Genomic DNA, 25255 nt, shown 5'->3' on the forward strand with positions numbered 1-25255 from the left:
GGTCCAGTTGGAACTAATTGCATTTTGTATAACTCTGAGAATCCATTAAACTGAAAAAATACAAATGAAAAACCTAAAACAAGAGTCAAAATTAAAAAAAACATTCCTTTTGAATTTAAACCAGTTTTAATGGCTTTTTTTGCAAAATAAAAAGTGATACTACTAATTAAAATTAGAATTGTACTGATTACAAGGGAATTTGGCATATTGAAATCCGCAACCCAATCCGGCCTCTTTTTACTCACAATAAATCCACTTGTTAGTCCAGCAAAAATCATACAAATACTAATCATACCAAACCAAAGTAGCATTTTGTAGGTTCTGCCTTTGCGAGCTTGTTCTTCTTCCAAAGTCATTCTATTTTCCATAACTATCGTAAAAATTTATCTATAACATATATTATTTGCAACAAAGAAATATAAGAAACACTTACTATCATTAATTTTCTTGCTGCTTTTGCATCCATTTGTTTGTGTAATTGTACCGCATAAAACAACATCCATAATCCTAACAAGAAAACGATTGCCGCTGCAGTTTTAGATAAAATCAAGTTTCCAGTAAATCCGAAAGCTGGAATTATCGAGGCTAAAATCATCCAAATTGTGTACAAAATGGTTTGAAGTGCTGTTTTTTTATCGCGCTCACCTGTTGGCAACATAAAGAAACCTGCTTTTTTGTAATCGTCATATAAAAACCAACCGATTGCCCAAAAATGTGGAAATTGCCAAAAGAATTGAATAATAAATAAAGTTCCTGCTTCAATTCCAAAATGACCTGTTGCAGCAACCCAACCTAACATAAAAGGAATAGCACCTGGGAAAGCTCCAACAAAAACAGATAGAGGTGTCATTGTTTTTAATGGCGTATACAAACTCACATACATGAAAATCGAAATCGCGCCAAACATAGCAGTCTTAGGATTTACATTGTATAAAATAGCCAATCCTAAAATGGTTAAAACGCAACCTAAAATAAAAGCATTTTGTTTAGAGATTCTTCCAGAAGGTAATGGACGATTTTTAGTTCGGTCCATTTTGGCGTCTAATTCAATTTCGATGATTTGATTGAAAACATTGGAAGCGCCCACCATACAATAACCTCCAACTATTAATAGTGCTAAAACCAACCATTGAAAAGGCTGTTCCTCATTAAAACCTAACAAATATCCTGCAATGGTAGAAACCACTACACTAATAGACAAGCGCGCCTTTGTAATTTCTACAAAGTCTTTGTAAAGAGATTTTTTAATTTGAGGTTGTGTATTCGTGTCCACTTTAGTGTTTTTCGCTGTGAAATTGCGCGCAAAGATACGATATGAAAATTAGAATTTAGAATTTAGAATTTAGAAAATTAGTTAAATCTATTAATAATCAAAATACCAGTTAAATAAATCGCTTCTTAGTCCAATTGAAAACCAAGTGGTGTTTGATTTTACAGTTGATGCCGTTTCTGCTGTTGGATCAAAATTTCTAAACAGCACATTTCCGAAAACCTTTAAGTTATAGGCTGGATTTACCAAATATCCTACTTGTAAATCCGCAATCATAACGGTTGTTTTATTCCCTTGTGCAATTGAAACTCCTGTATCATAAGGACGATTTTCATCGTAATCTAAATAGATATTTCCTCCGTAGTTAAAATTATCGGTTCCGTTATTGAAATCAAAACCACGTTGACCGTAAATTAATTTCGCATCAGCAAAATATCTTCCTTTGTAATAACGCGCAATGGCTACAAATTCTCTAAAATTAGCTCCCCATAAATGCCCCATACTTTGATTGTTGTGACCGTAATTCGTAATTGGATTACTATGTGAATACACATAAGGACGCACTTGATTATATTCCACTTGAAGTAATAAATTCTTTATTTTGAAAGCATCATAATATTTAGCACCAATTTGGTACGCAAATTTATTTCTCCAACTTTGATTACTTTCTTTTACATCGCCAATAGCAAATTCATCAATTAAGAATTGGCCATAGAAATTAATACTGTTATTCCATTTGTATTTTGTAGCTAAACCTAATAACGCATTTCCTGTTTTAGAGGACGAACCAAATTCAACTGTTCTGTAAAAAATTAATGGATTCACAAAGTTGAAATCAAAACCTCTATCGTTAGCATTTGTCCAAACTACATTTTCAAAGAAACCTAAATTCCATTTTTTGGTTACATTCCAACTCAAATAATGACTTGCCATGTATTTCGTAGCATACGTACCATCAACAGTTGCTAAATCTCTAACATCTTTTAGCCACATATATGTATTCGTGTATTTAATTTTCCAAAAAGTAGTATTAATTTTAAAATACGGATACGGACTAGCTCCATCACTTTGCAACAATGAACGATATCCATCACCTAAGAAATTTCTCCCATAACCTAATTGAAGGTTAATCATTTTACTAGGTTGGTATTTAACATTTGCCTCAGCTAATGGAAAATCATAAGCATCTTCTTTGAATCGTTTTGCAATACCAATTCCTGGAATAATCGCTGGATTTCCACCTGATGGCTTGATACTTTCTGCATAAGCATTGTAATAATCGGCAAATCGACCTTGACTTTCATAAATGGAAGTTGTAAACGTTAACTGCTTACCTAAACCTCCATTTACAATTAAACCTCTTGTGTTTACAAAGGTATTAGAAGCTTCGCTTTCAGTATCTTTACCCATTCTAAAATCGAAAATTGGATTTAAAGTAAACCAATAATCTTCTCCTTGAATAGCAACCAAGTTTTCATTCCACAATTTTCTTCCCCAACACGATTCTTTTTGTTTTAAAAAGGATTTGTTTGCGGTTTCAAAATCATAATATTTTGCTACTTCATCATACGAATATGGCTTTGAAGCCGTGTGATTATTTGTACCCACTTGATTCATCAAAGCATCAAAAACACCATAGTTTTGATGTGAAAATGGCACAACTCCCGAACTCTTGAATTGTGGATTTTCAAATGGTTTATATTTAATTTCATCGTATTCTGACAATTCTTTTTTATTGTCGATTAGTATTGTATTTGTTTTTGCATACTTAGTTGCTTCGTTTTCTTCTTTTACATTTGGAGCAACCAATGGAATAGCAATCTTGATTGAGAATTTTGCATACGTTGGTCTACCAGAAAAAGTTGCTGGCGTTATTTTTGGCAAAGATTCAAAAACACGGTTAGATTCTTTCTTTAAAGATTCATGAGCAGCATCGGTGTACAAAACCTTAAAAGTCCCTGTAGTATCTACTTCAAAAACTGCAATTACTGTTCCTTTATAATTTTGCTCTTGAAGTTCTTGGGGCACTTTATAGTTATTATAAAAATAATTTTGAAGGGTGTTATAAAAACAAGATTCTTGTTGGTTACCTATTGCATTTATACAATCAGGAAACTTTGGAAATTGTTCGTTTGACGAATTTTGAGCAAAAATTACACCACTTAAACCCAATAAAATTAAACTAAAAAATTTTCTCATGATGTTGTTTTTAATAATCGCTATTTGAAGTTTCGCCAGTTGCAATTGCTTTTGCAGCCGATGTACCAATTCGTTTTACACCTAATTGAATCATCTCAACAGCCTCTTCATAGGTTCTAACTCCTCCAGCAGCCTTAACTGGTAATGGACAAGAATTTTCTAACATTAATTTTATTGTAGAAACAGTTGCTCCGTTAGGAACACCTTCTGGCGTTTTATAAAAACCTGTTGATGATTTTACAAACACCTTATCGTATTCCTTTTCGCTAAAATTAGCTATTACTACGTTCTTAATTAATGCCGATAATTGTACAATTTGATGATTATCTAAAGCCGCTACTTCAATTATCCATTTTACAATTTTGTTATGAGCTAACCCTAATTTTGTACCTTGTAAAACTTGTTCTTTTACAGTATCAATTTCGCCTCTTTTGAAAGCTTCATAATCTACTACGTAGTCTAAATCATCAACACCGTTTTCAATAGCTTGCTTAGCTTCTGCTAATTTTTCTTCTAAAGTTCCGTTTCCAAAAGGAAAATCGATAACCGTTCCAATAGTAACTTTTGAATTTGCATCTTGAATCATTTTTTTTGCCAAGACAACTTTATCTGGTCTAATCATGATTAATTTGAAGTCGTTATCAATGGCTTCTTGAATACAATTTTTTACCACTTCAGTATTTTCTTTTTCAGAAAGGTTAGCTTGGGTTGCGGTTTTAAGATATGTTGAATCTAGATATTGCTTGATGTTCATTTTACAAAGAATTACAAAGTGTAAAAATAAAAAAATCCCATCGAAATGGGACTTTTTATCACAATATTATTTTATTATCGAATTTTAAACACAACTGGAACTGAATATTTGATTCTCACCGCATTATTCCCTTGTTTTGCTGGAATTAATTTTGGGATTCTTTTCACGGCTTTTTCAGCTGCTTTTTGCATCTCAATTGTAGCTCTTTTGTTATCTAAAGCTCTCACATTTGTAATAGCTCCTTTTTCATCGATTACAAACTCTACTTGCGCAACGCCTTGTTTTCCGTCTTCCAAATCATCCTCTGGATAAATTAAATGCTTTACAATGGCTCTTGCTAATTGCTCATCAAAACAAGCTTTTTGTTCAGCTCTACTTAAGCCTTTACAAGCTTCAAACATTGGCAATTGTTCTACAGAAAAAACAGTTGGTGGCTCAACTTTCCCTCCACCATTATCTTTTGGATTATCTGTAGGAGTTACATCTGTTTTAGGGTTATCTATAGGATTATCTTGAGTAGCAATTAGCGCTTTATCCTCTTCTTTTTTTGGCTCTTCTTTAGTAGATTTAAAAACATGAGCTACTTTAGGAACTTTAACCACCACAGGCTTTGTTGCTGATTGAGGTTTAGTTACTGGCGCAGGATTGTAAACAAATGTTGGCTCAGAAATAGGAACAGTTGAAGGTATTGAACCAACAGTTCGTGATACATCTTTAAAATTAAATTCTAAAATAAAAAGCACCACCAACATGGTTGCAATTAAACCAACTTGAAAATAGATAAAGCTATTTTTAGCTCTTTTCGGGAAATCAACATTTGCTTTCATGATTATATAGATTAATAGTTAACACTTTGTTAATTAATCTATACAATTTACATGCCAAAAAAAATCCCAACTAAAAAGTTGGGATTTGATATTATTGTAATTTGAAAGTAATTGGCTGACTGTATTTTACTTTTACAGGCTTACCTCTTTGCATACCAGGTTTAAATTTAGGCAATTTAGAAATAACTCTCATCGCTTCTTTTTCAAGTAATTCTCCACCTTTTGGCCCTCTAGCTTGAACGTTTGTAATACTTCCATCCTTATCAATAACGAAAAGAACAGAAACTCTACCTTGGATATTATCTTCCATTGCTCTTTCAGGGTATTGTTGGTTTTTCTTGATATGCTTAGCCATTTGCTCCATAAAACATTCTAAACGTTTGTTTTTTGCAACACCTTCGCAACCTGGAAAAACAGGAACTTCTTCGATTACTGCAAATGGAACTTCTTCATCAACTTCCTCTGCAGTTCCTCCTTCTTCTCCATAAGCAGAAGCTTGAGTTACAACAACCGGTTTATTCTCATCTACTTCAGTAGTTTCAATTTTTTTATCTTCAATAACTTGTTTGTTATCTACAATTTGAATTACTTCTGGAGCAGGTGGTGGTGGTGGTGGTAATTTTTGCACTGGAGGCATTGTTAAAATAACTTCTTCCTCTTCTCCCATCATATTGTCTGCAATCTCCAATTTTTCTACTTCAACTCTTGGATCTTCTGACTTTAACTCAATGCTTACATAGGTTAACATTAAAACTGCTGTAAGACCAACAAGAAAATATAGCGAGCTATTTCTTTTAGGATCTACATTAGGATTTTTCTTTACTTCCATAATTTTAATTTTGAGGTGCTAATATAGCTAATATTAGAACTGTTTTAAAAAAATTTATTAAAAATTTTATTTTTCATACAATACAAACACACAAATCCTAAAAAAGCGCCTAACGAATTAGCTAGTGCGTCATAAAAATCTGCCTGTCTGGTTACGGTTAATACACCTTGCAAAACCTCAATAATTATGCCATACACTACTGCGATCAAAACAATTAACAAATCATATTTAATTTTAAAATAAGATTGTTTCTTTGCTAAACCCCAAAGAATGACAAAAATTAAGTAAAACAAAAAGTGTACTATTTTATCGTTTCCAATAATTTTTACTTTTGGAATCGAACTAAAACTTACTAAACTTGCTACTGTTATAAAAACGGTCCAAGTAATAGCAAGCCATAAAAAATTACGCTCCGATAAGTGCTTTATAATCTTCACTTGATAAAAGTGTATCTATTTCAGATGCATCGGAAATTTTCACTTTTACCATCCAACCATCTCCGTAAGGATCTGAATTTACTTTTTCTGGATCTGATTCTAATGAATCGTTGAATTCAATAATTTCTCCAGATAATGGTAAAAACAAATCAGAAACTGTTTTTACAGCTTCTACTGTTCCAAACACTTCGTCTTTATCTAAAGTTTGATCTAAAGTTTCTACTTCTACATACACGATATCACCCAATTCTTTCTGAGCAAAATCAGTAATTCCTACTGTTGCAACATCTCCTTCAATTGAAACCCACTCGTGATCTTTAGTGTATTTTAAATTAGTTGGTATATTCATTTGGTTATAATTTTTTGACGTACAAATGTAATTGTATTTATTGAATTGAAAAAAAGGTTTTTGTTATTTTTTTGCATAAAAAACAACCATTCAAAAAATCATTCTGAATGGTTGTTTCTAAAATTATTATTTTAAGAATTTATTAATTACCAAAATTATATCGTAATGTAAATCCACTTCTTATGTTAGTAATAGGGAAAGAAGTTGAAATAACCGCTTGTGAAAATTGATGATCATAAAAGAAAATTGCTGTTAAGTTTTTACTAAACGAATAATCAGCTGTTAATTTTATAGACCATAAATCTTGCCCTCCTCCTAATTGATTGTTATCATAATCTAAATAACGCACAATAGTATTGTTTTTTCTCAAAGCAAAATCCGCTTTAATATTAATGTCACTTTTTATTATTCCAGACACATTATCTGCAAGTGCAGAATTTATAGTAACATCTTTTATACGATAACCTAAACCTATTATATATTCATTTCCGCTAACTTCAGTTAATAAGTTATTATCAAAACTCATATTTAAAGTTCTGTCTTTTTTAATTTCGGCAAGTACTTTGATTGAATTTTTCATTTCAAATTCAACTTTAATAAGCGGATTAAATTGTTCTGCAAGATTAACATTTGAAATAATTTTTGAAGCGAAGAAATTACCATTTGCATCTACTGGAGAAGTATTTAAATTAGAACGGAACGCATTTACATTGTAATGTGCTCTATACCCATGTTGTAAAGAAAAACGTTTGAAATTATCTTTAAACCATTTGTATCTCATTAAACCTGTATACTTAAGCGTCCAGTTAGGCAAAGGAATATTTCTAAACACTCCAGTTGATACTTTTTCTGCATCTTGCCCAGAATAAGCAGCCAAGAAAGCAGGTAATAACACTTGCTGACTATTTTTTCCAAAACCTAACGGATATCCATCAGCATCACGTAGAAAAGAGTTTCCATTATAATAATTTTCTGCCAATCTATTTGCTACGACCATTCTATTATCTCTAAAATCTTGAAAAGACTGAGAAAAATTTACATCGCTTTGTGAAAATGCTGTTTGAATTAGAATTGTTGAAATATTGAAATTTCCAAAATCATAAGGCGATCTTGAATTATATTCTCCTGAGGTAACATCAAATTGTTCTGAGTAATTATAAGCATAAGTTCTGTCTCCAGACAAATCAATTGTTAAATCAGGGAACAATTCTACTTTAGCAGTAAAATCTATCTTTTTATTTTCCACCTGGGTAAAATTCTGGTTAAACTCTGGGAATGTTGTTAACCATCCATTTCTAGCCGCTTCATATCTTACATCTGATTGACTTCCGAAAACAAATCCTAAAGTAGGTTTTGAAGAACCAAAGAAACCTAGTCCAGGCAAATATCCTGGTAAAACAGTTCCGTTACTTTCGTTATAATTAATTTGAATATTCTTAACACTAGTCACAACTCCAATTAGTCCACTCATAAAAACACTTCGCTCATTAGAAATGTTATTTTTAGGTGCTGTTATTTGCTGTCCAGGTTTTGGAACAGCATTTTTATCCTTGTTAGCAACTGGCTTTTTCTTATTATTTTTTGTTTTTGTTAATCCGATGTATTTGTAAAACAAATCCATATTCAAAATAGTATTTAACTTATGAGAATTTGCATTTTGGATTGTATTACCTAAAGCATATTCATTTCCATCTTCTCCTGTAATTGTAGAAAAAGCATCTGAAGCACGCTGCCAGTTATAATCACCCGTATATGAATATGTAGATTTTACAAAACTAAAAATTGGAATTTTATTAATAGGCAAATCATAATTAACCACCAATTGTTGATTGTGCTGGTTTGATTCTCCAACATTCCAATAATCATCCCAAATATCTAAACCATCTATTGGTAAATTATTTTCATCTAAATAATTACGTACAATATTATTTGAAGAAGCAGTATAATTTAATCGAAGAGATTTAGTCAAATTATAGTTGACACCATAAGTATAATTGAAGAAATAATTTCTTCTGTACAAATCTCCTAAACCAATTCCTTGAACATCGACCAATCTGAAACGCTGTCTGTTAAACTGACGAATTATATTTGAACTAAACGAAACATTTGTAGGCAAATAATTAAAATTAAAATCGCTCAACATTTTGTAATAGCCGCTTTTCTTTAAGACTTTAGTGTTTTTAAAAGGCTCAACTGTTTTAGGCTTAAAAGCATAAGCATAATCAACAGTTGTTCTGTTTTGCTTGTCGATTAAATTTTCAATTTCGTAATCGTGATGTTCCGTTTCGTTTAATGAGTAAGACAACGTTAAATTTTCAACATCATAAAAATGTGATTTCTTCTCAGGATTTTTTTCTTTTTTAACCCCAATTAAATTGAAACTTGTTCTCTTAGTATAATCAATTGCTCTTTGTTCATAATTTGCTCTATCCTCAGGATCTGATGTTATATCTAGCAATTGATCTAACTCGATATCTTGATAAAAAGGATCAAACTTAGGTGTAATTGTTTCTTCACCTACTGCATAGTTAAATGGTAGATTTATACCCCATTTTTTTGGCAATAACTTTCCTAAATTCAAATTAGTTACAATATCATATTGAAAAACATCTTCTCTACTTCTTTCATTTGGGCCCTGTTCTAAAGAACCAAAACCAATAGTACTTACTCTTGTTGTTGCAGAAACATTAGCAAAATCAGCAAAGTTAGTATCTAAATTAGCAACAGCAGCGTAACCACCTTTATTGTCCATTTCCGACATACGAAGTTCGTTAAACCAAACTTCTCCTCGTTGAATATCTCCTGACTTATTTTTAATACCTATCATTAAGGTACGAACCAATCCGAAATTAGGATTTCCTTTGATACCTAATGTTAATCTGTTTTTTGAAGAACCTATCTTAATATCTTCTTCTTCGATAAATCCAATTCCGCTAGGATCACTGTAATCAATTGCAGGATCATTTTGAAGATTTAAAACCTTTAATTTAGTTAAGAAATCTAGTGGTAATTCGATTTCGTTTTCTAATGGCCATACTTCTTCAGGAGTTGATGCACCATGAGGCGTAACCTTTAAAGGCATTTCTACTTGATAGAAGTTATCGGTAAAATCATTTCCAAAACGAATAAAAGCTATTAATTCATCGTCATCTAAATCGCCATTTTGAACAGCTTCAGCATGTAAAAACATACGTAGCTTTTTAAACTGACGCATATCTACGTTTACATTTTTAAAAACAGCTCTTGCATCATTATTTTCTAAACCGTTAGCAGTTCCACCTAACTTATCATAAACACGTAAAGAAAGTGATTGCTCATTTTGATTGATTACCGTATTGTTATTGTACAACTGTTCTCTAACAACTCCTGGCGGTGTTACATATCTAATAGGACTTCTTCTTCCGTTTTCTTGAATATTTAAAGCAACCACATCAAAACCAGTATTTTCATCATCAGGATCAGTGTCTAACTCATCAAAATTACCTGTATAACGTCTCCATTCTCCTCTTACTAAATCTAAAGCTCCAAAACGCAATGTGATTTCATCTTTAAATCCTGTCATATACATTCTCATGAAACGAATAGAACGGAAATCAGAAATCGGACCTACTTTATTAGCATCGGTGAATTCATTAATTGGAATTTTATACAAAATCCATCTTGCTTTACCAGCACTACCGTTAGGCAAATCTAAACCAGTATTTACTTCTCTAAAATCAGCAATATATTTTTGTCCAACTGGAACTGCTCCTTGTGGATAAGATTCAAGTTCAACTTCAAATTTAAAATATGCATTAATGGTATTCATCGTATTATCACGATTTACATCTTCTACATCTGGAAAAGTAGTATTTCCTCTGTTATCGTTTGTAACTGAAACCGGTGAATTTCCTTCAAATCCATTATAATTTTTGTATCGAGTAACGATATCTCCTGTAGTTTCTAAATAAAATCGATAATTATCTGCAGATGGGTCAGGATAAGACGCAAAATCTGCAAATTTGGCTGCTTCTTCAGCATCTGTTAACCCATCAAAACCAGCATCTTGAACGACTCTATTGCCTTCGTTTGTATCAAATGCATAAATTAATGATTGTGAAGCAGGAACATCTCCCCAAGCCGTACTAATTGTAGGTTGTGCTGAACCTACTTCTGGCAATCCGTTTTCGTATAATTTTCTTCCATCAGGCAATATATCTTCTGATATTTCTCCTAAATTGAAAACTAATTTTCCTGTATTAGTTGGATCTGCAACATCGCCTGTATTTCCATAATAAGGATCCATCACCCAAAACTGAATGTATTCAACATTTGACTGTTCAAAATTAGTTGAATTAATGGCACGCATAATTCCTCCCCAAGTATCTGGAGCTTCTAAATCGGAAAACTGATTTGTAGCACTTAAACTTGGATTAAAATTGTAAGCTCCTCTATCTTTTGGGTAATAACTTAAATCGAGTGTAGAAATTACATTAGTTTCTCCTTGAGCAATATCTGTAACTGGATACAATTCACGACTAAAAACACGTCTTGATTTATTGAATGATAAATCGTCATCATCAATACCAGCTGGTGTTTGCGTATAAAAAACAGGGTCAATTGTATACCAAGATAACTTGCTTCTTTTAAAGCCTACACTCAAATCATTAACAGTTGGCTCAGATGCAGATGGATTTCCATCAAAACTACCTTCTAACGGCACACTAGACAGTGTCCAAGCTTGTGGCGAACGCATATCGATTGTAGTTTGAGAACCCTCAAAATCATCTATATAAGTTGTAGCTTCTCCATTAAATTGATCCGCTTTTGAAGCACCAGGTTTCAGATATGCGATTTCTCCTCTGAATGATAAATTTGATGGTACATCAGTGTCAATATTAGGTAGTTTATTTACTAATCTTGTAAAGAAAGGTACTTCGGTTGAAAAGTTAGTATTAAATCCGAAAATTGTATTATTTACTGATTCTTGACCATAATTTGATTTGGTTGTAAATGGTCGTTCAGACATGTTTAAAATAGTAGCTCCCATTAAAAACTTGTCGTTAAATTTATGCTCTACATTTAAACCCCAAAATCTTCTTGTTTGTTGTCCAAAAACGGAATTATTTTCAACAGAAACTTCAATTGGAGTATTAGATGCTTGTAACGAAGGGTCTAGAATATTTACTTTACCCATTTGGTAATTTACTGTATAATCAACTCCTTCAACTAAAACTCTTCCTCCAGCCGTTACTACAACTGAACCTTGAGGCACATTGAAAGCTCCAATAGAAATTCCATCTCCACCCATAGACTTAAAGCGTCCTTTTAATTGGAATTTATTCTTAGCACTTTCTTGTAAAGCTGCTGCTTGTGTGTTTTTATATAAACTTCTAAAAACGTATTTTGTTTGATTGGTATTATACGTTAATGGATCATCATAGTTTTCCACTAAAGCTGGAACATCTAATTTGTTAAATAAATGACTTCCGAAAGGTTCTACTTTTAAGAAAATAATTTTCCCGCGTTGGGTATCAACTGTTAAACCTGGATAAAAATCGAAAAAACCATCTCCACCTTCTTGTGGATCATTTGTATAATTTAATTGATCTAAATTGAATACTTTTAACAATGGCGTTTGGTCAACATCTGCAGGCAAAGGATCAATACCTGATTGTGTAATATAATTTAAAGGTGACGGATCTGTGTATAAAATATTTAATTTAAAATCTTCCTGTTGCAATTGATAACCTCCAGGAATTTGATAAATATTTTTCATCATCAAGTTCCAAGTTGGCATGGTATATTTTGGATCTACCCCACCAATTTTATACTCATTAATGGTTAAATTACTTTTTAATAATTTCAACACCAAGGCTTGAGAATTTGGAATTCCTGTTCCACCCACGTTTGTTGCATCTACACCATCTGTACCAAACTCTCCAACTTGATACACATCACTACCAATTGTATATTGATAAGAAACCGCTAAAACTTCATCGTTAGCTAACTTTTGATTTAACGATATATATCCTAATTGAGGATGATACGTAAATTCTGAAGGTGTAAGTTTTCTAGCGTTTTCAAGTTTTGCAAAATCAATTCCTTCAGCAGCACCAATGGTTGGGCTAAAGCCGTTTGAAGCTAAAGAAACATCTCTAATTGCACTATTTAAAAAATTACTTCCAATATTGTTAGGATCATATTTATTATTGGCATTATTAGAAGGTGTGTTAGCCGGAACATTATAAAAATTTGGATGAGAAGTTAAGTCTATATGAACCGTTTCTTGAGGTAAAACTCCCGTTAATGGCGCTTCTCCTAAATCTTGAAGTGCTACGATATTTCTAAGATTATTATCTGTAGTATTTACTCTGTTTTGTTTATTTGTTATCCAAACCTCAATTCGATTAATTTGCACACGAGAATTAATATATGGAAATGTTTCTAAAGCTTTATCATAGTTATTTCTAAAATATTGCGATAAGAAATAATGACGGTCCGCATCGTAATCTAATGCAAAAACCTCAAAGTCTTGAAGCGTTCCTCCACCTTGAGCTGTTACCGATTTTGTTTGGGATTTTTGTTCGGAGAAAACTCCTGTAAAAGTTGTTTTTCCAAATTGTAATTGTGCTTTAACACCAAATAAACTTTGCGCACCTCTTACTAAAGAATTTGATAATGGAAAGCTTACGTTACCCACTTCTATTTTCTGAATAATATCATCTTCTGTAGGTGTGTATTCTAATTTAATAAGGTTTTGAAATGCAAAAGTAGATTGTGTATCGTAATTTACATTTACGTTTAAACGCGTTCCTACTTTTCCTTGTAAACCAACGCTAATTCGCTGATCAAAATCAAAACTTGTTGTTTTTCTATTTCTAGGAGAGAAAGAAGGATTATCTTGTTTTGTAAAACGAACTCCTAAGTCTAATTCTACAGAACCAGTAGGTTTTACATCAATTGTATTACTACCAAAAATAGATTCAAAAAATTTAGAATTTACATAATATCTTGGTAATAAATCTTTTTTGGCTTCTTCAGAACCTGCTTTTTTACCATCCATTGCTGCCGATTTCTCTTGGTAGTATTTTCGCATTTGCTCACGTAATACAAGCTCTTGATACTGTTTTGGTGTAAGTATCATAGGATACCTAATATTAAAACCATCTACAGAACTCGTATAAATATAACGATCAGAAGCTGGGTCGTAAACATATCTATCTAAAATACTCACAGGATTAGGCATACTTAACTTACCTAAATCAACGCCAGTTTTAATAGTATCTTTCTCTTCTTCGTCAACTTGTGCTTGTAACGAAAAAGAAAAAAAGATACATAATAATGCAAGACTATATTGTAATTTATTTACCGCCTTTATGTTAATGTTTTTCAAGTTTTATAAATTTTTTAAAGCTTGTTTTATTAAGTTTTCTACAGAGGCATTTGGGGTTTCTCTTATAATTTTATCGATTACTTTTTCGGCTGCTTTTCTTGCAAATCCTAAAACTTCTAAAGCAGATAACGCTTCATCTTTATTTGTATTGCTTTCAATGACCGAAACTTCATCTAAATTGTACACTTTTAACACTTTTTCTTTCAAATCTAGGATAATTCGTTGGGCTGTTTTAGCTCCAATTCCCTTCATCGATTGAATGGTTGCAACATCATTTGCCGCAATAGCCTGAATAATCTGGGCTGGCGCTAAAGATGACAACATGGTTCTAGCTGTACTTGCACCCACACCTGAAACCGAAAGCAATAACTTAAAAAGTTCTCTTTCTTGTTTTTCAACAAATCCAAACAAACTATGCGAATCTTCTTTAACTTGAAGAAACGTATATAATTTCAAACTCTCAGAATCTGGAATTAATGAAAAAGTGTGTAATGAAATATTAATATGATAGCCCACACCATTGCAATCAATTACAACTTCGGTAGGTGTTTTTTCAACTAATCTTCCTTGAATATGAGCTATCATATAATGGTATTCTTATTTGTTTTGTTTTCTACTTTTTTCTTGAGCATCTACAACAGCAACTGCTGCCATATTTACCATTTCTTCAACACTAGCACCTAATTGAAATACGTGAACTGGCTTGTCTAATCCTAATATAATTGGACCAATAGATTCGGCTTTATTTAACTCTTTCAATAATTTGTAAGTAATATTTGCAGCATCTAAGTTAGGAAAAATAAGTGTATTCACTTTTTTATTTACCAATTTTGAAAATGGGAACTTACTTTTTAGCATTTCTGAGTTCAACGCAAAGTCGGTTTGAATCTCTCCATCTACAATTAAATCAGGAAAATTTTCATGAAGATACGCAACTGCTTGACTTATTTTACTTGGTCCTTCATTGTGCGATGATCCAAAATTAGAATACGAAACCATTGCAATTACTGGCTCCATTCCGAACATTCTTACTGTTTTAGCTGTCATTAAGGCAATTCTAGCTAAATCATCAGCCGAAGGATTAGGGTTAATTGCGGTATCCGACAAGAAAATTGGGCCTCTTGCCGTCATCATCATATTCGTAGTGGCAATTTTAGAAACACCTGGCGCTTTATCAATCAATTGCATTACAGGCTTGATAGTTGTTGGATAACTTCTAGAATATCCTGTTACCATAGCATCAGCTTCGCCTGTATTTACCATCATTAAGCCAAAATAGTTACGCTCTCGCATCCATTTTTCCGCATCTAATAACGTGATTCCTTTGCGTTTTCTGGTTTCCCAAAAATGCTTCGCATATTCTAATCTTTTAGCTTCAGATTCTTTTGTTTTTGGGTCAAAAATTGGCACTTCGATATCAAAACCAATTTCAGCTTTTAATTCTTTAATGGTTTCTAAATTTCCTAATAAAATTGGGAAACCAATACCTTCTTCATGAACAATTTGAGCTGCTTTTAACACATCTATTTGATCTGCTTCCGCAAAAATGATACGCTTTGGATTCGTTCTTGCTCTATTGGTTAATAGACGAATCATTTTATTATCAGAACCCATTCGTTCTAATAATTCGTCTTTGTATTTTTCCCAATCGGTAATTGGAGCTGTTGCCACACCAGATTCCATAGCAGCTTTTGCTACGGCTGGCGGAACTGCAGCAATTAATCTTGGATCAAAAGGTTTTGGAATGATATAATCGCGACCAAACGTTAATTTGGTTTCGCCATAAGCAATATTTACTTGTTCTGGAACCGATTCTTTTGCTAATTCCGCTAAAGCGATAACAGCTGCTTTCTTCATTTCCTCATTAATTTTTGTAGCTCTAACATCTAAAGCACCTCTAAAAATAAATGGAAAACCTAATACATTATTCACTTGGTTAGGATGATCAGAACGGCCTGTTGCCATAATGATATCTTTACGCGTATCGATAGCTAAATTATAATTGATTTCTGGAGTAGGATTTGCCATCGCAAAAACGATTGGATTATCTGCCATTCCTAACAACATTTCTGGAGTTACAATATCTCCCGAAGACAATCCGATGAATACATCAGCACCTTTCATAGCGTGAGCTAAATCGTCATAATGTTTATCCGTTGCATAACGACGTTGCATGTCAGTAACTCTTGGGTCGTCTTTTCTTAAGGCTCCTTTACTGTTGAACATTACAACATTTTCAGGTTTCACACCGAAAGCAACATATAAATTAGCACATGCAATCGCTGCCGAACCTGCTCCAGAAATGACCATTTTCACTTCTTCCATTTTCTTTCCTGCTAACTCAACAGCGTTCAATAAAGCGGCTGATGAAATAATAGCAGTTCCGTGTTGGTCATCGTGCATTACTGGAATATTCAATTCCTCTACCAAACGTCTTTCAATTTCGAAAGATTCTGGCGCTTTAATGTCTTCTAGGTTAATTCCTCCGAAAGTTGGAGCGATATTTTTTACCGTTGCAATGAATTCTTCGATGTCTTTTGTTCCAACTTCGATATCGAATACATCAATATCTGCGAAGATTTTGAACAACAAACCTTTTCCTTCCATTACAGGTTTTGAAGCTTCTGGACCAATATCTCCTAAACCTAAAACTGCGGTTCCGTTTGATATTACAGCGACTAAATTTCCTTTTGCGGTATATTTATAAACGTTGTTAACGTCTTTTTCAATTTCTAAACAAGGTTCTGCTACTCCTGGAGAATACGCTAATGCTAAATCTCTTTGAGTTGCATATTTTTTGGTTGGAACTACCTGAATTTTTCCAGGTGTTGGTTTTGCGTGATATAATAAGGCTTCTCTACGTTTACTATCTTTATGCATGGTTTTTTATTTTACTAACTTACAAATATAAGGGTATACGTATAAAATGAGAAATTATTTTTACATTCTTTTGAAAAAAAGTTTTACTGAAAAACAATAAAAAAACAGTTACTTTTTCACCAATCCCTTCACCTTCTTAAACCCCGTCATCAACAAAACTGCTACCAATCCAAATGCGATTCCGACACCAAATTCAGCCACTGTTGATGGAATACTATGTGGAATTAAGTGATGTATATATTCAATATTGTGAAGAAAAATACCTCCTGAAACTAATATAAGTGCGATAGTCCCAACAAAAGCAAGAAATTTAATAACAAGTGGTAATGCTTTAATCAAAACACCGCCTAAAGAAGATAAAAATCCTTTTTCATTACCTTTTCTCATTAAATAAAAACCAGCATCGTCCATACGCACAATTAAAGCTACGATTCCGTAAACTCCAACGGTTGCAATAATTGCAACGAAAGTTACACTTAGAATTTGCGTAATTAATTCGTGTTGTTTTTCCATTGCGGTTCCTAAAGCGATGATGACAATTTCAAGCGAAAGAATAAAATCAGTTTTAATAGCCGAACTTACTTTTGCCTTTTCCGAATTTTCATCTGTTTCTTCCAACTTACTTTCTTCTATAACTTCTTCTCCTTTTTTAGCACGATGCAAAAAGTATTCGATAATTTTTTCTACTCCTTCATAAGCTAAATAAACTCCTCCAATGATTAAAGCGGCTTTAATAGCTGGTGGATATAACCAATTCAAAACAAAAACAACTGGAAGAATAATCAATTTATTGATAAACGAACCTTTTGTAATTGCCCACAACACTGGAATTTCTCTTGAAGCTAAAAAGCCCGTTGCTTTTTCGGCATTAACTGCTAAGTCGTCTCCTAAAATTCCAGCTGTTTTTTTGGTTGCTAATTTACTAGTCATTGCTACATCGTCCATCAATGCAGCGATATCGTCTAAGATTGCGAAAAATCCTGATGCCATAATTTTATTTTTTCTTTTTAATAACTCTCAAAACTACAGTAAAGTTTTGAAATTGAAAATATTTTTTGTCTGAAAAACACTATATCATTTTATTTCTTCAGGAAATTGATATTACGAAGCAAGCCTTCATATTTAGTTCTTTTTACAGCTGAATTTTTAAATACCTTTTGAAAAGTATCTACTGTAATTTCTTCCCAATCCGATTTTGAGAAATTTAAAATCTCCTTATTCGTTTGAAAAAGCGGTTCATTATTTGGTTTTGAAAAACGATTCCAAGGACAAACATCTTGGCAAACATCGCAACCAAACATCCAATCATCAAATTTGCCTTTCATTTCTTGCGGTAAATTGTCTTTCAATTCGATAGTGAAATACGAAATACATTTACTTCCATCTACCACATAAGGCGCTACAATAGCTTCTGTAGGACAAGCGTCTAAGCAAGCGGTACAACTTCCACAGTGGTCGGTTGTTGGTGCATCATATTCTAATTCCAAATCAATAATTAATTCAGCAATAAAATAAAACGAACCTACTTTTTGTGTAATGAGATTACTATTTTTTCCAACCCAACCCAAACCACTTTTTGCCGCCCAAGCTTTATCCAAAACGGGTGCCGAATCGACAAAAGCTCTTCCTGAAACTTCTCCAATTTCAGTTTGAATGAAATGTAATAATTCCTTTAATTTTTCTTTTATGACGTGATGATAATCTTGTCCGTAAGCGTATTTTGAAATTTTATACGAATCCTGATTTTGAAGTTCGGAAGGATAGTAATTCAACAATAAAGAAATGATACTTTTAGCATCATCTACCAATAAAGTTGGATTCAAACGTTTGTCAAAATGGTTTTCCATATAACTCATTTGACCGTTCATGTTATTATTTAACCAATTTTCTAGTCTTGGAGCTTCTTCTTCTAGAAAACCAGCTTTGGAAATACCGCAAGACAAAAAGCCGAGGCGTTGGGCTTCTTGTTTGATGATGGATGTCTGATGATGGATGATGGATGACTGAATCACTTATTTTAATTGTGTTTTAAAAGCCAAAGTTCTATTCATCAATTCGAATGACTTAGCATACAAGTAATCAAATTGTTCTTGAGTTATGTAATTTCTTCTTTTAGCTTTATGCAAACACGTTACAACTTCAGCGATTGAACGAATAGAATAATTTAGAAATCGCTTAAATTCAGGAATAGTTTGCTCAACAGAGCCTTCAGAAATATTTAATGCTATTGAGTCAACAGCTCTTGAAATTTGAGAAGACAAATTATAACGTTCCGTTTGGGGAAAAGAATTAGCTATAGTATTAATTTCTTCACCAAAATCCATTGCTAATTGCCAAATAATTAATTTTTCAAACTTGAAACTCATATTTTTACTTAAAAATTTGAAACATCCATCATCAAACACCCATCAACCGTCATTAAAAAAGGCCTCCTTGAATATTGTTTTTAATTTTCCCTAAATGCTTGTACGCTTTTTCGGTAACTTCTCTTCCGCGAGGCGTTCGCATGATGAAACCTTCTTGAATTAAAAAAGGTTCGTATACTTCTTCAATGGTTTCACCACTTTCGGAAACTGCGGTTGCTAGTGTGGTTAATCCTACAGGTCCGCCTTTGAATTTATCGATAATTGTAGATAGAATTTTATTATCCATTTCATCTAATCCGTGAGCATCCACATTTAACGCTTTCAAGGCGAATTTTGCGATTTCAATATCGATTTTCCCATTTCCTTTGATTTGAGCAAAATCTCGCACACGACGCAATAAAGCATTAGCAATACGAGGTGTTCCTCTACTTCTACCTGCTATTTCAATAGCGGCTTCCATTGTAATTGGCATCTTTAAAATCGATGAACTACGTTGGACAATTGTGGTTAATAATTCGGTATTGTAATATTGTAAACGACTTTGAATTCCGAAACGAGCACGCATTGGTGCCGTTAATAATCCAGAACGAGTGGTAGCTCCAACTAAAGTAAATGGATTCAAATTGATTTGAACCGTTCTAGCATTTGGACCTGATTCAATCATGATATCAATCTTGAAATCTTCCATCGCAGAATACAGATATTCTTCTACAATTGGACTTAAACGATGAATTTCATCAATGAATAAAACATCTCGCTCTTCAAGATTCGTTAGTAATCCAGCTAAATCTCCTGGTTTATCTAAAACTGGTCCAGAAGTGATTTTGATTCCAACTCCCAACTCATTAGCTAAGATATTCGCCAACGTAGTTTTACCTAAACCTGGAGGTCCATGAAACAAAGTATGATCTAACGCTTCTTTTCGCAAATTAGCTGCTTGTACAAAAACAATTAGATTTTCTAATACTTGTTCTTGTCCAGAAAAATCATCGAAGCTTAGTGGGCGCAATGCCTTTTCGATATCAATATCTTGCGGAGAATAGGATTCTTTATTGGGATTCAAATTATCATTCATAAAAGCAAAGATAAGTAAAGTTATAAAACAAAAACCTCTCCGATTGGAGAGGTTTGTATGATTGTGGAAAAAATCTTAATGATGCAAAACTTCTTCTCCTTCTTTCATTGGTGTAACTTGGGTAACGAAGTCTTCATCGTGACCTGGTTTACTGTAATCATAAGGCCATCTGTGTACTTCAGGAATTTCTCCAGGCCAGTTTCCGTGAATATGCTCAACTGGTGTAGTCCATTCTAAAGTATTAGATCTCCATGGGTTTTGAGTTGCTTTCTTACCGTAGAAAATGCTATAGAAGAAATTCCAGAAGAATACGATTTGGAATGCTGCTCCTACGATTGCAAACATCGTAATTAAAACGTTTACGTCTGCTAATTCATCAAATAATGGGAAAGCTGAGTTTGTGTAGTAACGTCTTGGTAAACCAGCCATTCCAATAAAGTGCATTGGGAAGAAAACTCCGTAAGCACAAATAGCAGTTACCCAGAAGTGAACGTAACCTAAGTTTTTATTCATCATTCTACCAAACATTTTAGGGAACCAGTGGTAAACACCAGCAAAGAATCCGTAAAGTGCAGAGATACCCATTACTAAGTGGAAGTGAGCTACTACGAAATATGTATCGTGAACGTTAATATCTAAAGTTGAATCTCCAAGAATAATACCTGTTAAACCTCCAGTAATGAAAGTAGATACTAATCCGATAGAGAATAACATTGCAGGATTTAATTGTAAGTTACCTTTCCAAAGTGTTGTAATGTAGTTGAATGCTTTTACAGCCGATGGAATTGCAATTAATAATGTTGTAAAGGTAAATACCGAACCTAAGAAAGGATTCATACCTGAAATAAACATGTGGTGACCCCAAACAATAGTTGATAAGAATGCAATTGCTAAGATAGAAGCAATCATTGCACGGTAACCAAAAATTGGTTTTCTAGAGTTGGTAGCAATAATTTCAGAAGTAATACCTAAAGCTGGCAATAATACGATGTAAACTTCAGGGTGACCTAAGAACCAGAATAAGTGTTCAAATAATACTGGAGAACCTCCTTGGTAATGTAAAACTTCACCTTGAATGAAAATATCTGACAAGAAGAATGATGTTCCAAAACTTCTATCGAAAATTAATAATAAAGCCGCAGAGAATAATACTGGGAAAGATACAATACCAATAATAGCTGTTACGAAGAAAGCCCAAACTGTTAAAGGCAATCTTGTCATAGTCATTCCTTTTGTTCTTAAGTTGATTACTGTAACTACATAATTCAAAGATCCCATTAATGAAGAAGCAATGAAAATAGCCATAGAAGCCAACCATAAAGTCATACCTAAACCTGATCCAGGAATAGCTTGTGGTAAGGCACTTAATGGAGGATAAATTGTCCAACCTGCAGATGCTGGTCCTGATTCTACGAATAAAGAAGCAATCATAATAACACAAGAAATGAAGAACATCCAGAAAGAAAGCATGTTCATAAATCCTGAAGCCATATCACGTGCTCCAATTTGTAATGGAATTAACAAGTTACTAAATGTACCACTCAAACCAGCGGTAAGTACAAAGAATACCATGATTGTTCCGTGAATAGTTACCAAAGCAAGGTAAATATCGTTACGCATTACTCCATCTGGTGCGAAATTATCTCCTAAGAATACTTTGAAAATTTCGAAAGATTCTTCAGGCCATGCAATTTGCATACGGAAGAATAAAGATAAAACAACTCCAACAATACCCATCAATAAACCTGAAATAAGGTATTGCTTCGCTATCATTTTGTGATCCAAACTAAAAATATATTTAGTTATGAAAGTTTCTTTATGATGACCGTGATCGTGTGACATACTAATTCTATTATATTTAATATAAAATAACTTATTTAATAACTTGAGCTACAACTTTAGTTGAATCTACCGCTACTGCATTAGTAGCTTCTGCTGGAGCAACTGCAGGTGCAGGAGCATTAGCTTCTTTCCATTGTTGTGCTAATGTAGGCTTTTCTGTTAACCATTTTTTGAAATCAGCAGGTGTATCAACTACAATTTTCATTTGCATATTGTAGTGAGATGCACCACAAATTTTATTACATAATAATAAATAATCAAATGTATAAGGGTCTAAAGCTACACCACCTTCAGCAACAATTTTCTTACTATTTTTAGTTCTGATTTTGTTGATTTTATCAACTTTAGCCATTATAGCTTCATCAGATCTCATATCAGCAGTTGTAACTGTTGGAGTAAATGAAAACTGAGTAATCATACCAGGAACACAGTTCATTTGCGCTCTAAAATGAGGCATATAAGCTGAGTGTAAAACGTCTTGAGAACGCATTTTAAAAATTACTCTTTTTCCTACTGGTAAATGTAATTCAGTAACTACTTTATCATCTTGAGCAGCTGGATCAGCTAAATCAACTCCTAAAGTGTTGATACCTTCGATTAATCTTACGTTTGCTTTACCTAGTGTTTTATCATCACCAGCATAACGTGCTTCCCAACCAAATTGTTTAGCATATAATTCGATAACAATAGCATCTTGTTCATCTTCTTTGTCAACAAACATAATGTCGTTCCAAGTATATAAACCGTACATAATTAAACCTGCTAAAACGATAACTGGAATAATTGTCCAAATAGCTTCTAACTTGTTGTTATCTGCGAAGTATAATGCTTTTTGACCTTCTTTACCTCTATATTTAAAAGCAAAGTAGTGCAATAAGAACTGCGTGATAGTTTGTACGAAGAAAATTAATGCCATAGAAATAGCCATTAAATTATCTACATCTTTACCATGCTCAGAAGCAGGAGTACCTAATACTAAGTCACCCCAAGCATATAATGAATAAATAGTGAACACATAAATGAAACCAACAAAGGCAAACATTAAGTAACCATTAACACTATTATCTCTGTCATTAGCAATTTCGTCATTATTAGAAGAACCGCCAATTTGGGTTAAATCAAAAATTTTAGTTAATTGCCAAACTGCAATACCGACTAGAACTAAAATTATAAATACCAAGAAACTTGTCATTTTTATTTCTTTTTAACTATTAATAATGAAAATGTTTACTTTCCTCAATTAAAGGATTTCCTTTTGGAACTAATGGAGCCTTAGTTAAAGCTGTAAATACAACGAAGATAAATAAACCTAAGAAGAACATTAAAGCTCCAATTTCAGGAATACCAATAAACCATTGATCACCAACTGTTGCAGGCATAATCATATTGAAGAAATCAATATAGTGTCCAAATAATATTACGATACCTGCCATAACTACAATCCAAGTTAAACGTTTGAAATCTGTATTGATTAAGATTAACAATGGGAAAATGAAGTTTAAAGCTAACATTCCGAAGAAAGGTAATTTGTAGTGTTCGATACGAGTTACGAAATATGTAACCTCTTCTGGGATATTTGAATACCAAATCAACATGAATTGAGAGAACCATAAGTATGTCCAGAAAATACTGATACCAAACATAAATTTAGCTAAATCGTGAATGTGACTTGTATTTACATGCTCTAAATAACCTTTAGATTTTAAGTATAAAGTAATCATTGCAATAACAGTAATTCCGCTTACGAAGAAACTTGCAAATACATACCATCCAAATAATGTACTGTACCAGTGTGGGTCAACAGACATAATCCAATCCCAAGACATGATAGACTCAGAAACGATGAAGAATACTAAGAAGAAAGCAGCTAATTTGAAATTTCTCTTATAAGGAGCATTGTCTTCAGCACTATCTTGAGCAATAGAATTTTTTACAAATTTGAAACGTACATAATTCCAAACAATTAAGATGATAGCTGCAGTTCCTAAGAATCTTCCAACGTTTAACCATCCTTTTTTAAGGAAAATTAATTTATCAAATTTAGCAGATTCTGGATTTACTACTTCAGGATCCATCCATACAAATAAATGGTTATGTCCCCAGTGCATTCCAGCAGCAACTAACAATACGAAGAAAATAATAGAACCAGGTAATAAATACGCAGTAATACCTTCCATTACTCTAAATAAGATTGGAGACCAACCTGCTTGAGCCGCATATTGAATAGCATAAAAAGCTAAAACTCCAACTGAAATTAACATAAAGAAAATACAAGCCACGTACAAAGCAGCCCATGGCTTATTTTGTAATTGGTGCAATACATGTTCTAAATGTGCTTTATGATCATCGTGAGAATGAGCGTCTGCTTTAGTGTGTGCATCATGATTGTCTGCATGCGCAGGAGCTTCTGCAACAGCTACAACAGCAGCAGTATCTACAGCATGTGCAGTAGAATCAACTGTAGTGGTGTGAGCTTCTGCATGTGTTGAATCTGCTACATGAGCAACAGCAGCTTTTACTGTATCTGCTACAACATGAGCTTCTTCAGCATGTGGAGCAACTTTCTCTACATGAGCAGCTTCATGACCATGATGACTATCTGCTAATAATTTTTCTACATCCTCAATCGTTTTAGGAGCTGCCATGAAACCAATTCCAATACCAATTGCACCTAAAATCATTAGGACGAATGAAAAAGTTTTTAATTTACTTGAAAACGTGTACATATCTATTATTTTCAAAAAGTTTTACTATTATAATCCAGCTTTTAATTTTAAAACGTAGTCTGCAACTACCCAACGTTCTTCTTGAGACAATTGGTTAGCATGAGAACCCATAGAGTTTAATCCATAAGTAACTACGTGAAAAATACTTCCGTCTGTAATTTCTCTATCTTTATAACTTGGTACTCCAAGGAATTTTTCTTTAACTACTAAGTTTCCTTTTCCATCACCTTTTTCTCCGTGACAAATTGCACAATAAACAGTGTATAATTCTTTAGCTTTATCAGGATTGATAGCTGTAGAATCTAATGGAGATTTTAAAGTTGCTT

At 33.1% G+C, this 25255-nt stretch carries 18 protein-coding genes and 1 pseudogene; all 19 read right to left on the reverse strand.

The features are described 5' to 3' along the window. A pseudogene (locus tag L6Q46_RS03015) lies at positions 1-368 on the reverse strand (heme-copper oxidase subunit III); the annotation flags it as partial. Between the two features lie 2 nt (positions 369-370). Beyond that, on the reverse strand, positions 371-1273 hold the full coding sequence (gene cyoE, locus L6Q46_RS03020) for a heme o synthase (RefSeq protein ID WP_291283055.1): 903 nt from the start codon (positions 1271-1273) through the stop codon (positions 371-373). Positions 1274-1363: 90 nt separating this feature from the next. Beyond that, complete coding sequence (locus L6Q46_RS03025; RefSeq protein ID WP_291283056.1) at positions 1364-3469, reverse strand: gliding motility protein RemB; 2106 nt, start codon at positions 3467-3469, stop codon at positions 1364-1366. Positions 3470-3479: 10 nt separating this feature from the next. Beyond that, positions 3480-4223 carry a deoxyribose-phosphate aldolase gene (gene deoC, locus L6Q46_RS03030; protein ID WP_291283057.1) on the reverse strand — a complete coding sequence of 248 codons (744 nt, stop codon included), beginning with the start codon at positions 4221-4223 and terminating at the stop codon, positions 3480-3482. A 74-nt stretch (positions 4224-4297) separates the two neighbouring features. Next, positions 4298-5050 carry an energy transducer TonB gene (locus tag L6Q46_RS03035; RefSeq protein ID WP_291283058.1) on the reverse strand — a complete coding sequence of 251 codons (753 nt, stop codon included), beginning with the start codon at positions 5048-5050 and terminating at the stop codon, positions 4298-4300. Positions 5051-5141: 91 nt separating this feature from the next. Then, complete coding sequence (locus L6Q46_RS03040; protein ID WP_291283059.1) at positions 5142-5879, reverse strand: energy transducer TonB; 738 nt, start codon at positions 5877-5879, stop codon at positions 5142-5144. 44 nt (positions 5880-5923) lie between these two features. Further along, on the reverse strand, positions 5924-6316 hold the full coding sequence (locus L6Q46_RS14005; RefSeq protein ID WP_363315835.1) for a VanZ family protein: 393 nt from the start codon (positions 6314-6316) through the stop codon (positions 5924-5926). Then, positions 6285-6665 carry a glycine cleavage system protein GcvH gene (gene gcvH, locus L6Q46_RS03045; protein WP_111566165.1) on the reverse strand — a complete coding sequence of 127 codons (381 nt, stop codon included), beginning with the start codon at positions 6663-6665 and terminating at the stop codon, positions 6285-6287. The genes L6Q46_RS14005 and gcvH overlap by 32 nt, the downstream gene beginning before the upstream one ends. A 142-nt stretch (positions 6666-6807) precedes the next feature. Continuing rightward, positions 6808-13980 (reverse strand): cell surface protein SprA, encoded by a 7173-nt coding sequence (gene sprA, locus L6Q46_RS03050; protein WP_291283068.1) that lies wholly within the window; start codon positions 13978-13980, stop codon positions 6808-6810. 63 nt (positions 13981-14043) lie between these two features. Further along, a complete protein-coding gene (ruvA, locus tag L6Q46_RS03055) occupies positions 14044-14625 on the reverse strand; it encodes a Holliday junction branch migration protein RuvA (protein WP_111566166.1) in 582 nt (193 codons plus the stop codon). 12 nt (positions 14626-14637) lie between these two features. Continuing rightward, a complete protein-coding gene (locus L6Q46_RS03060; protein WP_291283060.1) occupies positions 14638-16920 on the reverse strand; it encodes an NADP-dependent malic enzyme in 2283 nt (760 codons plus the stop codon). A 108-nt stretch (positions 16921-17028) separates the two neighbouring features. Beyond that, positions 17029-17910 carry a DUF808 family protein gene (locus L6Q46_RS03065; RefSeq protein ID WP_291283061.1) on the reverse strand — a complete coding sequence of 294 codons (882 nt, stop codon included), beginning with the start codon at positions 17908-17910 and terminating at the stop codon, positions 17029-17031. A gap of 89 nt (positions 17911-17999) precedes the next feature. Further along, positions 18000-18917, reverse strand: coding sequence for a tRNA epoxyqueuosine(34) reductase QueG (gene queG, locus L6Q46_RS03070; RefSeq protein ID WP_291283069.1), 918 nt, complete (start codon positions 18915-18917; stop codon positions 18000-18002). Positions 18918-18932: 15 nt separating this feature from the next. Further along, positions 18933-19286 carry a four helix bundle protein gene (locus L6Q46_RS03075; RefSeq protein ID WP_291283062.1) on the reverse strand — a complete coding sequence of 118 codons (354 nt, stop codon included), beginning with the start codon at positions 19284-19286 and terminating at the stop codon, positions 18933-18935. Positions 19287-19338: 52 nt separating this feature from the next. Then, complete coding sequence (ruvB, locus tag L6Q46_RS03080) at positions 19339-20361, reverse strand: Holliday junction branch migration DNA helicase RuvB (protein WP_291283063.1); 1023 nt, start codon at positions 20359-20361, stop codon at positions 19339-19341. A 75-nt stretch (positions 20362-20436) separates the two neighbouring features. Next, positions 20437-22203, reverse strand: a complete 1767-nt coding sequence (locus L6Q46_RS03085) for a cbb3-type cytochrome c oxidase subunit I (RefSeq protein ID WP_291283064.1) — start codon at positions 22201-22203, stop codon at positions 20437-20439. 31 nt (positions 22204-22234) lie between these two features. Next, the gene (locus L6Q46_RS03090; protein WP_291283065.1) at positions 22235-23395 is read right to left on the reverse strand and encodes a cytochrome c oxidase subunit II; all 1161 of its coding nucleotides are present in this window, start codon (positions 23393-23395) and stop codon (positions 22235-22237) included. 19 nt (positions 23396-23414) lie between these two features. Then, entirely contained in the window at positions 23415-24929 is a 1515-nt protein-coding gene (locus L6Q46_RS03095) for a quinol:cytochrome C oxidoreductase (protein WP_291283066.1), read from the reverse strand. A gap of 27 nt (positions 24930-24956) precedes the next feature. Then, on the reverse strand, positions 24957-25255 hold a 299-nt coding region (locus tag L6Q46_RS03100; RefSeq protein WP_291283067.1), incomplete at its 5' end, for a cytochrome c.

It is taken from the genome of Flavobacterium sp. (assembly GCF_023151265.1).
In the GTDB taxonomy this organism is placed as follows: Bacteria; Bacteroidota; Bacteroidia; order Flavobacteriales; family Flavobacteriaceae; genus Flavobacterium.

Excerpts from the sequence above, each read along its gene's own strand:
- L6Q46_RS03065 (WP_291283061.1), bottom strand. The coding sequence starts at position 17,910 with ATGGCATCAGGATTTTTCGCAATCTTAGACGATATCGCTGCATTGATG.
- L6Q46_RS03075 (WP_291283062.1), bottom strand. The coding sequence starts at position 19,286 with ATGAGTTTCAAGTTTGAAAAATTAATTATTTGGCAATTAGCAATGGAT.
- L6Q46_RS03035 (WP_291283058.1), bottom strand. The coding sequence starts at position 5,050 with ATGAAAGCAAATGTTGATTTCCCGAAAAGAGCTAAAAATAGCTTTATC.
- ruvB (WP_291283063.1), bottom strand. The coding sequence starts at position 20,361 with ATGAATGATAATTTGAATCCCAATAAAGAATCCTATTCTCCGCAAGAT.
- L6Q46_RS03085 (WP_291283064.1), bottom strand. The coding sequence starts at position 22,203 with ATGTCACACGATCACGGTCATCATAAAGAAACTTTCATAACTAAATAT.
- L6Q46_RS03090 (WP_291283065.1), bottom strand. The coding sequence starts at position 23,395 with ATGACAAGTTTCTTGGTATTTATAATTTTAGTTCTAGTCGGTATTGCA.
- L6Q46_RS03040 (WP_291283059.1), bottom strand. The coding sequence starts at position 5,879 with ATGGAAGTAAAGAAAAATCCTAATGTAGATCCTAAAAGAAATAGCTCG.
- deoC (WP_291283057.1), bottom strand. The coding sequence starts at position 4,223 with ATGAACATCAAGCAATATCTAGATTCAACATATCTTAAAACCGCAACC.
- L6Q46_RS03025 (WP_291283056.1), bottom strand. The coding sequence starts at position 3,469 with ATGAGAAAATTTTTTAGTTTAATTTTATTGGGTTTAAGTGGTGTAATT.
- L6Q46_RS03060 (WP_291283060.1), bottom strand. The coding sequence starts at position 16,920 with ATGCATAAAGATAGTAAACGTAGAGAAGCCTTATTATATCACGCAAAA.
- ruvA (WP_111566166.1), bottom strand. The coding sequence starts at position 14,625 with ATGATAGCTCATATTCAAGGAAGATTAGTTGAAAAAACACCTACCGAA.
- L6Q46_RS03095 (WP_291283066.1), bottom strand. The coding sequence starts at position 24,929 with ATGTACACGTTTTCAAGTAAATTAAAAACTTTTTCATTCGTCCTAATG.
- gcvH (WP_111566165.1), bottom strand. The coding sequence starts at position 6,665 with ATGAATATACCAACTAATTTAAAATACACTAAAGATCACGAGTGGGTT.